Origin of the sequence: Streptomyces sp. NPDC052114, assembly GCF_040680155.1 — a bacterium.
Classification (GTDB): Bacteria; Actinomycetota; Actinomycetes; order Streptomycetales; family Streptomycetaceae; genus Streptomyces.
Genome location: NZ_JBFAWC010000002.1, coordinates 178,481 through 193,139, shown reverse-complemented (window position 1 = coordinate 193,139; position 14,659 = coordinate 178,481). Strand labels below are relative to the sequence as shown.

At 73.2% G+C, this 14,659-nt stretch carries 10 protein-coding genes; 3 read left to right on the top strand and 7 right to left on the bottom strand.

Annotation, left to right across the window (positions count from 1 at the left end):
* Nucleotides 1–24: 24 nt before the first annotated feature.
* Nucleotides 25–654, bottom strand: coding sequence for a helix-turn-helix domain-containing protein (locus tag AB0L89_RS05030; protein ID WP_365135561.1), 630 nt, complete (start codon nt 652–654; stop codon nt 25–27).
* Nucleotides 655–893: 239 nt separating this feature from the next.
* On the opposite strand from AB0L89_RS05030, the gene AB0L89_RS05025 reads away from it, so the two are divergent.
* Nucleotides 894–1,682 (top strand): SDR family NAD(P)-dependent oxidoreductase, encoded by a 789-nt coding sequence (locus AB0L89_RS05025; protein WP_365134454.1) that lies wholly within the window; start codon nt 894–896, stop codon nt 1,680–1,682.
* A gap of 22 nt (nt 1,683–1,704) precedes the next feature.
* On the opposite strand, the gene AB0L89_RS05020 is transcribed toward AB0L89_RS05025, so the two are convergent.
* Nucleotides 1,705–2,604 carry a LysR family transcriptional regulator gene (locus AB0L89_RS05020; protein ID WP_365134451.1) on the bottom strand — a complete coding sequence of 300 codons (900 nt, stop codon included), beginning with the start codon at nt 2,602–2,604 and terminating at the stop codon, nt 1,705–1,707.
* Nucleotides 2,605–2,982: 378 nt separating this feature from the next.
* Between AB0L89_RS05020 and AB0L89_RS05015 the strand changes: the two genes are divergently transcribed.
* The gene (locus AB0L89_RS05015) at nt 2,983–4,323 is read left to right on the top strand and encodes a hypothetical protein (protein WP_365134448.1); all 1,341 of its coding nucleotides are present in this window, start codon (nt 2,983–2,985) and stop codon (nt 4,321–4,323) included.
* Between the two features lie 53 nt (nt 4,324–4,376).
* Here the strand turns inward: AB0L89_RS05015 and AB0L89_RS05010 are convergent, their stop codons facing one another.
* From AB0L89_RS05010 to AB0L89_RS04990, 5 genes are all read right to left on the bottom strand, one after another.
* The gene (locus AB0L89_RS05010) at nt 4,377–5,576 is read right to left on the bottom strand and encodes a glycine C-acetyltransferase (RefSeq protein WP_365134445.1); all 1,200 of its coding nucleotides are present in this window, start codon (nt 5,574–5,576) and stop codon (nt 4,377–4,379) included.
* Nucleotides 5,577–5,660: 84 nt separating this feature from the next.
* Nucleotides 5,661–6,689, bottom strand: coding sequence for an L-threonine 3-dehydrogenase (gene tdh / locus AB0L89_RS05005; RefSeq protein WP_365135558.1), 1,029 nt, complete (start codon nt 6,687–6,689; stop codon nt 5,661–5,663).
* 123 nt (nt 6,690–6,812) lie between these two features.
* On the bottom strand, nt 6,813–7,997 hold the full coding sequence (locus tag AB0L89_RS05000; protein ID WP_365134442.1) for a Gfo/Idh/MocA family oxidoreductase: 1,185 nt from the start codon (nt 7,995–7,997) through the stop codon (nt 6,813–6,815).
* A 191-nt stretch (nt 7,998–8,188) separates the two neighbouring features.
* Complete coding sequence (locus tag AB0L89_RS04995; protein WP_365134439.1) at nt 8,189–10,420, bottom strand: right-handed parallel beta-helix repeat-containing protein; 2,232 nt, start codon at nt 10,418–10,420, stop codon at nt 8,189–8,191.
* The gene (locus tag AB0L89_RS04990; RefSeq protein ID WP_365134436.1) at nt 10,417–11,868 is read right to left on the bottom strand and encodes a M1 family metallopeptidase; all 1,452 of its coding nucleotides are present in this window, start codon (nt 11,866–11,868) and stop codon (nt 10,417–10,419) included. Before AB0L89_RS04990 ends, AB0L89_RS04995 begins: the two co-directional genes overlap by 4 nt.
* 219 nt (nt 11,869–12,087) lie before the next feature.
* Between AB0L89_RS04990 and AB0L89_RS04985 the strand changes: the two genes are divergently transcribed.
* A complete protein-coding gene (locus AB0L89_RS04985; protein WP_365134433.1) occupies nt 12,088–14,559 on the top strand; it encodes a polysaccharide lyase 8 family protein in 2,472 nt (823 codons plus the stop codon).
* Nucleotides 14,560–14,659 lie beyond the last annotated feature (100 nt).

Genomic DNA, 14,659 nt, shown 5'->3' with positions numbered 1-14,659 from the left:
CCTCGCGGCCCCCGGTCGCCTTTGTCAGGCGCCGCGCACTCCCGCCTCTCCCCCGCCGAGGCCGCGCAGCAGGGTGTCGACCACGAGCGTCGCCAACGCGTCGACGTCCTCGGTGCCACCGTCGGCTCCGTCCCCGCGGTTGTGGGCGGCCTCGTGGATGAGGGCGTAGTAGACGCGGCGGGCCCACTCCAGATCGGTGTCGGGGCGCAGCACGCCGGTGTCGCGCGCCCGCCGGAAGAGGCGGTCGCACTGGTCGAGGACGTCGGCGTGTGCCCGCGCCACCTCCGGGTCCCGCGACACGGTCCCGCTCATCGCGAAGCCCCAACTGATCTTCACCCGGAGGACGTTGGCGGTCGCCTGGTAGAGAGCGATCAGGGGTGGGGCGGTGTCGGGGCGGGCGCTGGTCACCGCCTCGTGGAACTGGCGGGCGGCCCAGGCCGCGAGCGCGTCCACCAGGGCGTCGCGGCTGGTGAAGCGGCGGTGCACGGTGGTCCGCGCGACGCCCGCGGCCGCCGCGATCTGCTCCATCGTGGCGGCGGGATTCACGCTCAGGACGCGTTCGGCGGCCGCCAGGATGGTGTGCACGGTCCGCTCGGCGTCCGCCCGCAGCGGTCGTGGGCGCGCGCCTTCCCTGCTCCGCTGGTCCTGCTCCACGTGGCTTCCTTCCGCCGATCCGCGCACACCGGTCCCGCGCACGTCGATCCCGCACACGTCGATCCCGCACACGTCGATCGCGCACGCATCTGCCTCGTACACGTCGATCCCGCCGAGATGTTACGTCACGGATACCCATCCCAAGCTACTTGCAACATCAATGTTGCAAGTCCTATGGTTCACGCATCGTTCGAGACACACCTACGGAACGATCCACCCAGGAAGCAGGGGAGCTCTCCATGGATCTGCAGCTGACCGGCAAGACCGCCGTCGTGACGGGCGCGAGCCGGGGCATCGGCCTGGCCACCGTCTCCGCGCTGATGGACGAGGGGATGCGCGTGGTCGCCGCGGCCCGCACGATCACGCCGGAGCTCAAGGCCACCGGCGCGACCGGCATCTCCGTCGACCTGTCCGCGGCCGACGCCCCCGCCCGCCTCATCGCCCAGGCCGAAGAGGCGCTCGGCGGGCTGGACCTCCTGGTCAACAACGTCGGCGGCGGCGACACAGGCGAGGGCTGGGCGGGCGGCTTCCTCACCTTCACCGACGAGCAGTGGCACGAGACCTTCGAGCTGAACTTCCTCGCCTCGGTCCGCACCACGCGCGCCGCGCTGCCCCACCTCACGCGCGGCGGCGGCGCGATCGTCAACGTCTCCTCCACCAGCGCGCTGACCCCGCACGCGGGACCGATCCCGTACAGCACCGCCAAGGCCGCGCTGACCGCCTTCGGCAAGGGGATCGCCGAGGAGTTCGGACCGCAGGGCGTGCGCGTCAACACCGTCTCGCCGGGGCCCGTCCGCACGGACATGTGGGAGAGCCCCGACGGCTACGGGGCGGAGGTCGCCAAGGCCATGGACATGTCCCAGGAAGAGCTGCTCGCGCATCTCCCGGCCACGGCGGGCATGGTCACCGGGCGGTTCGTGAGCCCGGCCGAAGTGGCCGCGCTCATCGCCTACTTGGGCTCGCCGCTGGCCGCCAGCACCACCGGGGCCGACCACGTCATCGACGGCAACTCGGTCAAGACGGTCTGAGGACCCCTCCCGGGGCGGCGCCTCAGCCCGCCGCCTCCCCCAGCGCGTCGAGCACCGGGCGGATCAGCGGGTGCTCCTCCGCGCCGCACCGCACCGCGGCGAACACCCGGCGCGTGGGAGCCGCGCCCTCCACCGGGCGCACCACGGCCCCCGACACGTCCATGCCGCGCAGCGCGGAGCGCGGCACGAGGGCGACGCCGACCCCGGCCGCGGCGAGCGCGACCACGGCCCTGAAGTCGTCCGACCAGTGCTCCAGCATCGGCTGGAACCCGGCCTGTTCGCAGGCGAGGACGACCACGTCGTGGCACGGGTTGCCCGCGAAGGGCCCGATCCAGGCGTCCTTGGCCAGCTCGCCGAGCGGCACCCGCCCGGCGTCCGCGAGCCGGTGGCCGAGCGGGAGCACCGCGTCGAAGGGCTCGGCGTAGAGCGGTACGCGGGTCAGCCGGGGGTCGTCCACGCCCGGCGCTCCCCGGTACTCGACGGCGACGGCCACGTCCACCTGCCGGTCGAGGACCATCGGCAGGCTCGCGTCGCCCTCGGCGTCCTGGACGCGCACCCGGATCCCGGGCGCGGTGGCGGCGAGGCGTACCAGGGCGGGGCCGACGACCAGGCCGATGCCGGTGGCGAAGGACGCGACGGTCACCGTGCCCGCCGCGCCGGAGCTGTACGCGGCGAGCTCGGCCTCGGCGCGCTCCAGCTGGGCCAGGACCGCGTTGGTGTGCGTCAGGAGGATCTCGCCGGCGGCGGTGAGGCGCACCCCGCGCGCCGAGCGCTCGACCAGGCGGTGGCCCGTCTCCTGCTCCAGGGCGGTGAGCTGCTGGGAGACCGCCGACGGGGTGAGGTAGAGCGCGGCGGCAGCGGCCGTGACCGTGCGGTGGTCGGCCACCGCACGGAGGATGTGCAGCCGCCGTGCTTCGATCATGCGGCAATTCTCCCCCACGGGGTGCTCCTCCGTACCACTGGGCCGTGGCGTGCCCCCGTGACGGAACACGACGGCCGGAGCGCCTGCGGGCCGGTGGGGGCTCGGCGCGCGGTTCCCCGCGCCCCGGCGGGGCACGGACCGGAGCCGGTCTCGGGGGTACCGACGGCCCAACTCTCCTGGCCCGAAGCGAGGTTCACGGACCTCCCGCCCCGCCACGCCGCATACCGCCTCACATTTTCCGGTCATATGCAGCTACAGTTTCTTGCCCCCACTGCGCACCACCCGCATCACGCACCGCACAGCTCCGACTCCCCCCACGACTGCATCCCGAGTTCACGTACGCCCGTACGTGGTTCCACCGGAAAGGGAACGCCAGCCGTGTCTCCACACCCTCGTCTCCGACCGACGGTCGTCGCCTCCGCGGCCGCCGTCGTCGTCCTCGCCCTCGGGTTCACCGGCACCGCCCAGGCCGCCGTGCCCACCGCGGCCCCCAGCTCCGCCGGCCGCACCGGCGACGACCCGGACCAGCCCGACAATCCCCTGTACGACGCTCCCGAGGGCTTCCAGGTCACCTCCGGGCGCGAGGCCGTCTCCCTCTACTGGAGCACCCTCTCCGCGGCCACCTCCTACGAGGTGTACCGCGCCGAGGCCGAGGGCACCGGCCCGGACGAGGTCGGCCCCTACGAGCGGCTCGCCACGGTGTCCAAGGGCGAGTACGTCGACAGCTCCGCCGACCCCGACGTCGTGTACGCCTACAAGGTGCGGGCGCTGGACGGCGCCGGTCACGTCTCGCCCTACACCGAACCCCAGCGGGGCACCATCGACACCGTCGCGCCCTTCGCGCCCCGCGACCTCACCCGCGTCCGCGAGGACGAGCGCGGCGTGACGCTGACGTGGCGCACCGGCGACTCGGACGCGGTGAAGTACGTGGTGTACCGCGCCGAGTCCCCCAACGGCACCCGGACCAAGGTCGGTTCGACGACGTCCCTGACCCTCCGCGACACGAAGGGCGAGGCGGGTCTCCCGTACACCTACGAGGTGCGCGGCGTCGACGCCGTCGGGAACGAGTCCGGGGCGTCGAACCTCGTGACCGGGACCAGGACCGTCACCGCCGCCACCGCGCCCAAGGCGCCGAACCTCTCCAACGCCTCCCTCGTGGGCACGCGGCTCACCCTGACGTGGTCGCAGAGCCCGTACGTGCCGGTCTCCTCGTACACCGTGTACCGCTCCAAGACGTCCCCGGTCGACATCACCGACCCGGCCAACCGCGTCGGCACCACGACGAAGACCGAGTACACCTCGACGGTGGGCGCGGGCGAGGACGAGCGGGACTACTACTACGCCGTCGTCGCCACGACCCAGCACTCCGTCTCCTCGCCCGCCTCCGCGTCGGTGAAGCCGACGTACAAGGAGGCGCAGCGGCCGCCCGCCACGGAGTTCTACGACGTCAAGGCTGGCGCGGGCTCGGTGCGGCTCGCCTGGTACGCGGTCGGGTACGGCAGCGGCGACTCGCCCGTGACCGGCTACCGCGTCTACCGCTCCACCAAGCCCCGCGTCACCAAGGAGAACGCGGAGTTCAGCGACGTGACGAGCGGCGCGGAGTACGTGGACAGGGGCCTGACGGGCGGCACGACGTACTACTACGCCGTCGCCACCCTCAACGCGGACGGCCAGGAGTCCGTCCTCTCCCCCGAGACGTCGGCCACGCCGTCCGCCTGACGGACGAAGGGCCGGGAGGCAGCCCGCCTCCCGGCCCCCACCGACGGATCGTCCTAGGCCGCCAGCTCCGCCCGCGCCGCGACGAACGCGTCCACCGCGCGGTGCACGTCCTCCGTGGAGTGCGCGGCCGAGAGCTGCACGCGGATGCGGGCCTGGCCCTGCGGCACGACGGGGTAGGAGAAGCCGATCACGTACACGCCGCGCTCCAGGAGCAGCTCGGCCATCCGGCCCGCCACGGCCGCGTCGCCGATCATGACCGGGGCGATGGCGTGGTCGCCGGGCAGCACGTCGAAGCCCTCCTCGGTCATCCGCGAGCGGAACAGCGCGGTGTTCGCGGCGAGCTGTTCGCGCAGGTCACCGGCGGACTCCAGGAGGTCGATGACCTTCAGCGAGGCGGCCGCGATCACCGGGGCGAGCGTGTTCGAGAAGAGGTACGGGCGCGAGCGCTGACGCAGCATCGCGACGATCTCCGCGCGGGCCGCGACGTAACCGCCGGAGGCGCCGCCGAGCGCCTTGCCCAGCGTGCCCGTGATGATGTCGACGCGGTCCATGACGCCGTGCAGCTCGGGGGTGCCGCGCCCGCCGGGGCCGACGAAGCCGACGGCGTGCGAGTCGTCGACCATGACCATGGCGTCGTAGCGCTCGGCGAGGTCGCAGATGTCGGCGAGCGGCGCGACGTAGCCGTCCATGGAGAAGACGCCGTCGGTGACGATCAGCTTGCGCCGGGCGCCGCCCTCGGTGGCCTCCTTGAGCTGCTTCTCCAGGTCGGCCATGTCGCGGTTGGCGTAGCGGAAGCGGCGCGCCTTGGACAGGCGGATGCCGTCGATGATCGAGGCGTGGTTGAGGGCGTCGGAGATCACCGCGTCCTCGGCGCCGAGCAGCGTCTCGAAGACACCGCCGTTGGCGTCGAAGCAGGAGGAATAGAGGATCGTGTCCTCCTGGCCGAGGAAGGCCGACAGGCGCGCCTCCAGCTCCTTGTGCACCTCCTGCGTGCCGCAGATGAATCGGACGGAGGCCATGCCGTAGCCCCAGCGGTCGAGCGCCTCGTGCGCGGCGGCGACGACCTCGGGGTGGTCGGCGAGGCCGAGGTAGTTGTTCGCGCAGAAGTTGAGGACCTCGCCGGGGCGTCCGCCCGCGGTGACGTTGACCGTCGCGGACTGCGGGGTGCCGATGACGCGCTCGGGCTTGTGCAGACCCGCGGCCTCGATCTCGTCGAGGGTGGCCTGGAGGTCCTCGCGTACGTTGTCGAACATGCTGCTTCCTTAAGGGAGTTCAGAAGGCGGGGAAGGCGATGGGGGCGGGGCGGGCGGCGGGGCCGCCGCGGCGCGGACCGGAGGTCAGGAGGTCCAGTCCAGGATGACCTTGCCGCCGCGGCCGCTCGCCGCGTCGTCGAAGGCCGCCTCGAAGTCGCGGTGGTCGTACCGGCCGGTGATCACGGGCGCGAGGTCGAGGCCGCCTTCGAGCAGGACCGACATCGCGTACCAGGTCTCGAACATCTCGCGGCCGTAGATGCCCTTGATCGTGATCATCGAGGTGACGATCCGGGCCCAGTCGACGGCGAACTCCTCGGCCGGCAGGCCGAGCATGGCGATCCTGCCGCCGTGGGTCATGTTGGCGACCATGTCGCGCATCGCGCGCGGGTTGCCGGACATCTCCAGGCCGACGTCGAAGCCCTCGCGCAGGCCGAGCCTGCGCTGCCCGTCGGCGATCGAGGTCTCGCCCACGTTCAGTGCGAGGCTGACGCCGATCTTGCGGGCCAGTTCCAGGCGCTCCTCGCTGACGTCGGTGATCACGACGTTGCGGGCGCCCGCGTGGCGGGCGACGGCCGCCGCCATCAGGCCGATCGGGCCCGCCCCGGTGATCAGCACGTCCTCGCCGACCAGCGGGAAGGACAGGGCCGTGTGGACGGCGTTGCCGAAGGGGTCGAAGACCGCGGCCACGTCGAGGTCCACGGGGACGCGGTGCACCCAGACGTTCGACGCCGGGAGCGCGACGTACTCCGCGAAGGCGCCGTCCCGTCCGACGCCGAGCCCGACGGTGGCGCGGCACAGGTGGCGCCGCCCGGCGAGACAGTTGCGGCACTTGCCGCACACCAGGTGGCCCTCGCCGCTGACCCGGTCGCCTATCGCGATGTCGGCGACGTCCCGGCCGGTCTGCACGACCTCGCCGACGAACTCGTGCCCGACCACCAGCGGCGCCGCGATGGTCTGCTGCGCCCAGCCGTCCCAGGCCCGGATGTGCAGGTCGGTGCCGCAGATCCCGGTGCGGAGCACCTTGATCAGGACGTCCCCGTGGCCGATCACCGGCTCCGGTACGTCCATGAGCCGCAGACCCGGCTCCGCCTTCTCCTTGACCAGCGCCTTCAACGCAACGGCTCCCGTCGTACGTCGCTCATTCATCCGACGTCACAGGAATCTTCCCTACGGCGGCGCCCCGGTCCATCGAGGATTTCTTAAGCGCCGCCGCAGCTTTCCTTCAGACCTCGCGGGTCAGCGGGTCTGACCGCGTTCGAAGTAGGCGATCAGCTCGGGGTCGAGGTCGGGCACCTCGCGCGGCGTCCCGCCGTCCCGCAGCGACTCGGTCGCCCGTACGCCCGCCGCGACCGCCATCCGCGCCGCGGCCGGCGAGGTGTCGGTGCGCCCGCCCTCGCGTACGAAGCGGACGAACTCGTCCACGAGCAGCGGGTCCGCGCCGCCGTGCCCGCCGTCGTCCTGGGCGTCCGGCACCGGGTACACGGCGTCGGCCTCATCGCGGTACCCGGACCTGCGGGAGTTCCACACCTTGACGACTCCCCCGGGCCCGTCGCCGAAGTTCTCCAGGCGGCCGGCGTCACCGATGACGGTGTAGTTGCGCCAGTAGTCGGGGGTGAAGTGACACTGCTGGTAGGCGGCCAGCACGCCGTTGTCCAGGCGCATGTTGACCAGGGAGACGTCCTCGACGTCGATCACGGGGTTGAGGTCGCGCTGGGTGTGCGGCGGCCAGTGGCCGTCCTTGGCGTACCAGTCGTCCGTCTTCGGCTCGCCCGGCGCGCGGCGGTGCGGATTGTCGCCGTAGACCATGAGGTCGCCGAGGGCCTGGACGTGCCGGGCGTAGCCGTTCGCGAGCCAGTGCAGCACGTCGATGTCGTGGGCGGCCTTCTGGAGCAACAGGCCGTTGGTGTACCGCCGTTCGGCGTGCCAGTCCTTGAAGTACCAGTCGCCGCCGTAGCCGACGAAGTGGCGCACCCAGACGGTCTTGACCGCGCCGATCTCGCCGCGCTCGATGATGTCGCGCATCAGGCGGACCACGGGCATGTGGCGCATGTTGTGCCCGACGTACAGGCGCGTGCCGGTCTCGTGGGCGGTCCGCAGGATCGCGTCGCAGGCCTCGACGCTCGTCTCCAGGGGCTTCTCCACGAAGACGGGCTTGCCCTCGCGCAGTGCCTCGCGGGCCAGCTCCGCGTGGGTGTGGTCGGGGGTGAGGACGACGATCGCGTCGACGTCGGGGTCCTCGACGACCTTGCGGTGGTCGCCGGATATCAGCGCGTCGGGAAAGGCCGCGGCCGCCTCGGCGCGGGCGGTCGGGTCGTGGTCGGCCAGCGCGGTGACGCGCGAGCCCGCTCCGGGCCGGTGTGCGGTGCGGGCGAGCGAGCCGCGCAGTCCGTAGCCGAGAACGCCGAGACGGAGGTCGGTCATGGAACTTCCTTCGCTTGTGCCGGTGTTGCGGGTGCTGACCAGGGGCGTGCGGGTGCGGTGATCGAGCTTGATCCTTATCTATCCGGCCACGGCCTCCGGTGTCGAGGCATGTGCGCCACCGAACCGCACGGGGCGGGCGGGAGCCGGACCTGTGCGGTGCGGTGGCGCGGGCGTACGGGGGCCGGTGCCGGCTACGGGTGGACGAGGACGTGCGCGAGTCCCACCCGTCCGGTGCCGGTGAGCCGGATCCTCACGAACCCGGCCTCCTGGCCCCGGCCGAACTCCAGGAGCGTGGGCCGCAGCGCCTTCCCGGACACGTGCCGCGTCCGGGCGCCGGCGAAGTCGGCGGTCCTCGACAGCTGTACGTCGAAGTCCTCGGTCGTCATCGCGGCGTCGTTCCACACCTCGACCTGGCGCACGCGCCGGACGCCGCCGAGGTCGACCTGCCACCAGGCGCCCGGCTCGGCGAGCGTGCGGGTGTCGGTGGTGGTGTCGCCGTCGACGGCGTGCGCGGCCGGCGCGGTGCCGTCCGTCGAGGACTGGGAGGCGGTGCCCGCGTGCGCCAGGTCCGTGCGCAGCTGTTCGGCCCGCTGGGGCACGGCGCCCGCGCGTTCCGCCACGGCCAGCGCCTCGGCGGGCAGCCGGTCGAGTCCGGTGCGGTTGTCCGTCATGGTCGAGCCGGTCCCGGCGAGGGCGGGCGCGTCGGTGTCGGTCCAGTTGCCGGTGGCGTGGTTCTGGATGCCGTAGTCCGCCCAGTTGGACACCCACTTGTAGCCGAGGCGGGTCAGGACGTTGCCCTCGACGCGGATGTACGAGGACTGCTCGTCCAGGTAGATGCCGTTGCCGTCACGCTCGGTGTTCCCGTAGGCCGAGCGGTTGATGTAGTTCCCGGCGATCACCGTGCCGGGCTGGGCGCCCTGGGTGTAGAGGGCGCCGCCGTCGTGCTGGTCGTGCTCGACCCGCATGACGTCGGTGACGCGGTTTGCGGTGATGCGGTTGTCCCGAAGGACGGACGCGCGCGCCTCGGGCTGGTTCCAGCCCCAGCCGACGGAGATGGCCGAGTAGGGCAGGTCGTCCAGGGTGTTGTGGTCGACGCCGAGTTCCGCCTCGTACCCGGCCCAGATGCCCACCGCGTCCGTGTACTCGACTCCGGCGCGCCGGATCGTGTTGTACGCGACGCTGTTCCGCTCCCCGGCCAGGGCGGGGTCCGGCTTCGGCTCGGTGTCGCCGACGTAGACGGCGCCCGAGGAGAGGTCGGTGAAGTGCGAGCGGCGGACCGCGGAGTCCTTGGTGCCCGCCTCCAGGACGACGCCCGCGCCGCCCAGCCGGGTGAACTCGGCTCGTTCGACGCTCACTCGGCGTCCGCCGCGCACCGTGAGCGCCGCGGCCGGCTTGGTGTAGAAGCGGCCCGCGTGGTCGACGGGCCCGGTGGCGCCGGTGAGGGTGAGGCCCGCCTGGGTCCCCGCGTAGCCCTCGTCGGTGTCGGGCTGCCGGTAGGCGGCGTGGGCGAAGGTGAGGCCGTCGACGCGGATGTCGTGGGTGCCGTCGAGGACCATGAGGCGCTCGGTGACCGGGGTGACGATGCGTGCGTGGCGCGGGTGCTCGTCGGCGCGGGGCAGGTAGGTGACGGTGCGGTCCTCGGCGTCCCACACGAACTCGCCCTGTTCGTCGAGGAGTTCGCGGGCGTTCTCGAAGAAGGCGACGCCCCGGTAGCGGGCGGAGTCGACGGTGGTGGAGTCCCAGGCGGGGCCCGTGCGGTTCGTGCCGCTCGCGGAGTTGGTCCAGCAGGGCTGCGCGAAGGTGAGGTGGTCGCCGCGCACCGCGGTGATCCGGCAGCGATAGGTGCGCCAGCGGACCTTGATGACGGCCTCGGCGCCGGTGGGCCTGCGCCACCGCGCGATCCCGGTGGCCTCGGCGCCCGTCATGCCGGCCTTCGTGGCGTCGCAGGTGGCGGCGGGGCAGGCGGCGCCCCGCGCGCGGACGGCGCGGCGGCCGTCGACGAAGAGCTGGCGCGGGGTGATCCCGTCGGGGACGGCGGCCGTCCAGGTGCCGTCCGGGTTCTTCGCCCAGCCCTGGATCGCGCGGCCGCCGGAGAGCACGGGGGCGGCGCCGGGTGCGGCACTCCAGGTGACGGTGTGGCCGTCGCGGCCGGAGTCGGCGGCGCCCAGCTTCAGCGGTTCCCTCAGTTCATAGGTGCCGTCGGCGAGTTCGACGCGGACGTCGCGGCCGGTGACGGTGCGGGCGGCGTCCCGGGCGCCGGTCGGCGAGCAGGGCCGCGTCACGCTGCACACGTCGCCGCTGCCGTGCGGTGCGGCGTGCAGGACGCGCGGTCCGGGTGCGGCGGCGACCGGCGGTGCGGCCGACGCGCCGAGTGCCAGTACGGAGACGACGGCGGCCGCGAGGAGCGGCGGGCGCCGCCTCATCGCGCGACACCCCAGTCCGGGTGGCCGGGCATGGGCGGGTTGTCGAGGTCGAAGAGCCAGTGGCGCAGGAAGGTGCCGACGGACGCGTCGCCGGTCACCTGCACCGCGTTGTCGACGAAGTCCTCGGTGGAGGCGTTGCCGTGCCGGTGCTTCGTCAGCCATGCCTTCATGACCGCGTCGAAGTCGTCCGGCCCGATCTGCTGTTCGAGGGCGTAGAGGGAGACGGCCGCGCCGTCGTAGATGTTGAAGCCGCCGAGTCCGGTGGGCCTGCCGGGCGGGCCGTCCGCCTTGCGGACCGCGTCGAGCTTCTCGTACGCGGTCCGCATCTTCTCCTCGATGGGCTGGAAGCCCTTCTGGTCCGCCCACACGGCGGCGTAGTACACGGCGGGCCCCTCGTTCAGCCAGGCGTCCTGCCAGGTGGCGGGGGTGACGGAGTCGCCGAACCACTGGTGGGTCAGCTCATGGACCATCGTCGTGGAGTAGGTGGGGCGGTCGAACCAGCCGGGGCCGAAGAGGGAGAGGGTCTGGTTCTCCAGCGCGTCGCCGTAGCCGTCGCGCACGATCTGCACGCCGTACGTGTCGAAGGGGTAGCGCACCCCGAGGGTCTTCTCCAGCCAGGCGAGCTGCCCGCCGGTCTCCGCCACGATGGGGCGGTACTTGGCCGTCTGGTCCTCCGGGACGAGGTGCCGGAGCTTCAGACCGTGCGGGCCGCGCCCGTACACGTAACGCTGCTTGCCGACCGAGATTCCCAACAGCTCCGGCGCCATGGGCGACTTGAGGGAGAAGTCCCAGGTCTCCTTGGCGCCGGGGGCGGCGCGGCGGCCGGTGAGGTTGCCGTTGGCGGCGGGGGTCCAGCCCTTCGGCGCGGTCAGGTGGAAGGTCCAGGTGGCCTTGTCGGAGGGGTGGTCGTTGACCGGCGCGAAGGTGTCGGCGCGGGAGGCCTGGGCGGCCGAGGCGAAGCCGCCGTCGGACATGTACCGCCAGCCCGGGAGCCCGGCCGGCTTCGTCCTGCCGTTGCCGTGGTACGTCACCTCGACGTCGAAGGCGCGGCGGTCGCGCAGCGGGCGGGCCGGGGTGACGGTGAGTTCCTGGCCGGTCTTTCCGGGGCTGGTCGTCCAGGTGGCGGGCGCGCCGTTCACGATGACGCGGTCGACGGCCAGCGAGTCGACGTCGAGGTTGAAGGACGACAGGTCCTGGGTCGCCCCGGCCCGGATCCTCATGGTGGCGGCGAAGTCGTACGTCACGGGCGTGAAGTCGAAGGAGAGGTCGTAGTGGCGGACGTCGTAGCCGCCGTTGCCGAGCGTCGGGTAGAGCGGGTCGCCCACGCCGTCCGCGCCGGGCGTGGGGGCGAAGGGGTCCGCCTGGGCGGGAGCGGCGAGCGCGAGGGTGGCGGCCGCGACCGCCGTCGCGAGGGCGGCACGCGCGGTTCGGGTCCTTTTCTCAGCCATGGGGCGGCAACGTAGTAATCGCTTACTGGCGCGGTCAACACCCAAAGGGCTCCGTCTCCTTGGACTTTCCTCGGCAACCTCGCCGACTGCGGCGTGGTTCTGTGCGGTCCGGCACAGAAAGAAGCAAGAAACGTTCCGGCCCCTCTTGCGCGCCATAGCAACCGCTTACATGCTGTCGCGGGATCGCCTCACGTGCCTCCGACACCTCTGGGAGTTCGCATGCCCACGCCTGTCTCCGACTCCTTCGGGCCCCGCCGTCGCGTCCTCCTCGCGGCCGGGGCGGCCTCCGTCGTCGTGCCGTCGGCGGCGGGCGGCACGGCCCGGGCCGCCGCCGCTCGCGAGGGCACCGCGGCCGAGGGCGGCGCGGACGCCACCGACGACGCGTACGACACGCTCCTCGCCCGCGCCGCGGACCAGCTCACCGGTGGCGCCTTCGACGCCGACGACCCCGACTTCGCCGCCGCGCTGAAGACCCTGGACACCCAGGCGTCCACGTGGTGGCGCCAGTTGGACCGCTCGGCGGACCGGACCGCGCTGTGGTCCGACCTCTCCCCCGCCACGGACCCCGGCAACTTCGGCCAGAGCTACACCCGGCTGCGCACCCTCGCCGTCGCGTGGGCCACGCCCGGCACCTCCCTCAGCGACAGCGCCGAGGCCGCGGACGCCCTGCTGGCGGCGCTGCGCCTCCTGCACTCCACCGCCTACCACCCGGGCCGCCCCGAAACCGGCAACTGGTGGTTCTGGGAGATCGGCGCGCCCCGCGCGCTCATGGACACCTGCGTGCTGCTGCGGGCGCTCCTGCCCGCAGAGGACCTGGCCGGCTACACCGCGACGGTCGCGAGGTTCTGCCCCGATCCCGACCGCCGCACCAGCACGCCCTCGCTCGCCGAGACCGGCGCCAACCGCGCCGACAAGGCCGTCGTCGTCGCCCTGCGCGGACTGCTCGCCCGGGACACGGCGACGGTCGCGCTGGCCCGCGACGGCCTGTCCGACGTGCGCGACGGCGGCCGGAACAGCCTCTTCACGTACGTCACCTCGGGCGACGGCTTCTACGAGGACGGGTCGTTCGTGCAGCACGGCTCCGTCGCGTACACGGGCACGTACGGAAGTGTCCTGCTCGGCGCCGCGGGCCAGCTCATCGCGCTGCTCGCGGACTCCCCGTGGGCGGTCGCCGACCCGAGGACGTCCGTGCTGTACGAGGCGGTGGACCGGACGTTCGCGCCGGTGGTCCTCGACGGGCTGATGATGGACGCGGTGCGCGGCCGGGCCGTATCGCGCGAGAGGGCGCGCGACCACAACGACGGCGCGGCGACCCTCTCGCACATCCTGCAGCTGGCGTCCGGCGCCCCGGAGGCGTACGCCCGTCGCTGGCGCTCGCTCGCCAAGGGCTGGATCCGCCGCAACAGGACCACCCCCTACCCGGGCCTGGTCGGCATTCCCGCGCTGGCCCGCGCCAAGGCCGTCCTGGACGACGCGTCGGTGCCGGCGGCCGAACGGCTCACCGGGCACTTCGCGTTCGCCGACATGGACCGCGTGGTGCACCGGCGCCCGGGCTGGGCGCTGGCCCTGTCGCTCTCCTCGAAGCGCATCGCCGCCTACGAGGCGGGCAACGGCGAGAACCTGCACGGCTGGTACACGGGCGACGGCATGGCCTACCTCTACGACGGCGACGACCTCGGGCAGTTCGGGGACGGCTTCTGGGCGACCGTGGATCCGTACCGGCTGCCGGGCACGACCGTGGACACGCGGGCGCGGGCCGACATCGGCACGGGCGGCGGCACGGGGACGTACCGCCCGAAGAACGCCGTGGCGGGCGGTGCGGTCCTGGAGGGCCGCCACGGCGTCGCCGCCATGGAACTGCTCGCCGACGGCAGCACCCTGCGGGCCCGCAAGACGTGGTTCTGCCTCGACAACGCCGTCGTCGCGCTCGGCGCGGACATCACCGCGAGCGACGGCCGCGCCGTCGAGACGGTCGTGGAGAACCGGAATCTGTACGCCGGCGGACCCGCGCGCCGGCTGACCGTGGACGGCCGCCAACAGCCGGGCCACGCGGGCTGGTCCGCGCGGCTGGGCGAGGCCGGCTGGGCGCACCTGGACGGCACCGGCGGCTACGTCTTCCCCGACTTCCCCGGGCGCGCCGACGACCTCGGGCTGCGCGCGCTGCGCGAGGACCGCACGGGCCTGTGGCGGGACATCAACACCGGCGCCGACACCGGGGGCAGCACCACTCCGGTCACACGGCGCTATCTGACCCTCTGGTTCGACCACGGCACCTCCCCCGCCGGGGCGTCGTACGCGTACGTCCTGCTGCCCGGCGCGAGCGCGTCCGCGACCGCGGCCTGGGCGCGCGCCCGGCCCGTGCGGATCCTCGCCAACGACGCGACCGTCCAGGCCGTCGAGGCCCGGCGCGACGGGCTGCTGGCCGCGCACTTCTGGCGGCCCGGCAGGGCCGGGGGGCTCTCCTCGTCCGGGGCGGGCACGGTGCTCGTGCGGCGCGGGCTCCGAGGGGTGTCGGTGGCCGTCGCCGATCCCGGCCGCACGGAGACGACCCTGGAGGTCGAACTGCCCTTCCCCGTACGGAAGGTGGTCCGCGCCGACGACACGGTGTCGGTCGCGGTGGGGCGGCGGCCCGTCGTGACCGTCCGGGTCGGGGGATCCCGTGGGCACACGCACGCGGTCGAGCTCGCCTGAGAGGTCGCAGACCGCCCCGTCCGGGTATGCGTCCGGGCGCTCCCGCGCGTCCGTGCGGCATCGTGCGGATCCGGCGTGGCCTGCCGCGCAGTTCCCCGCG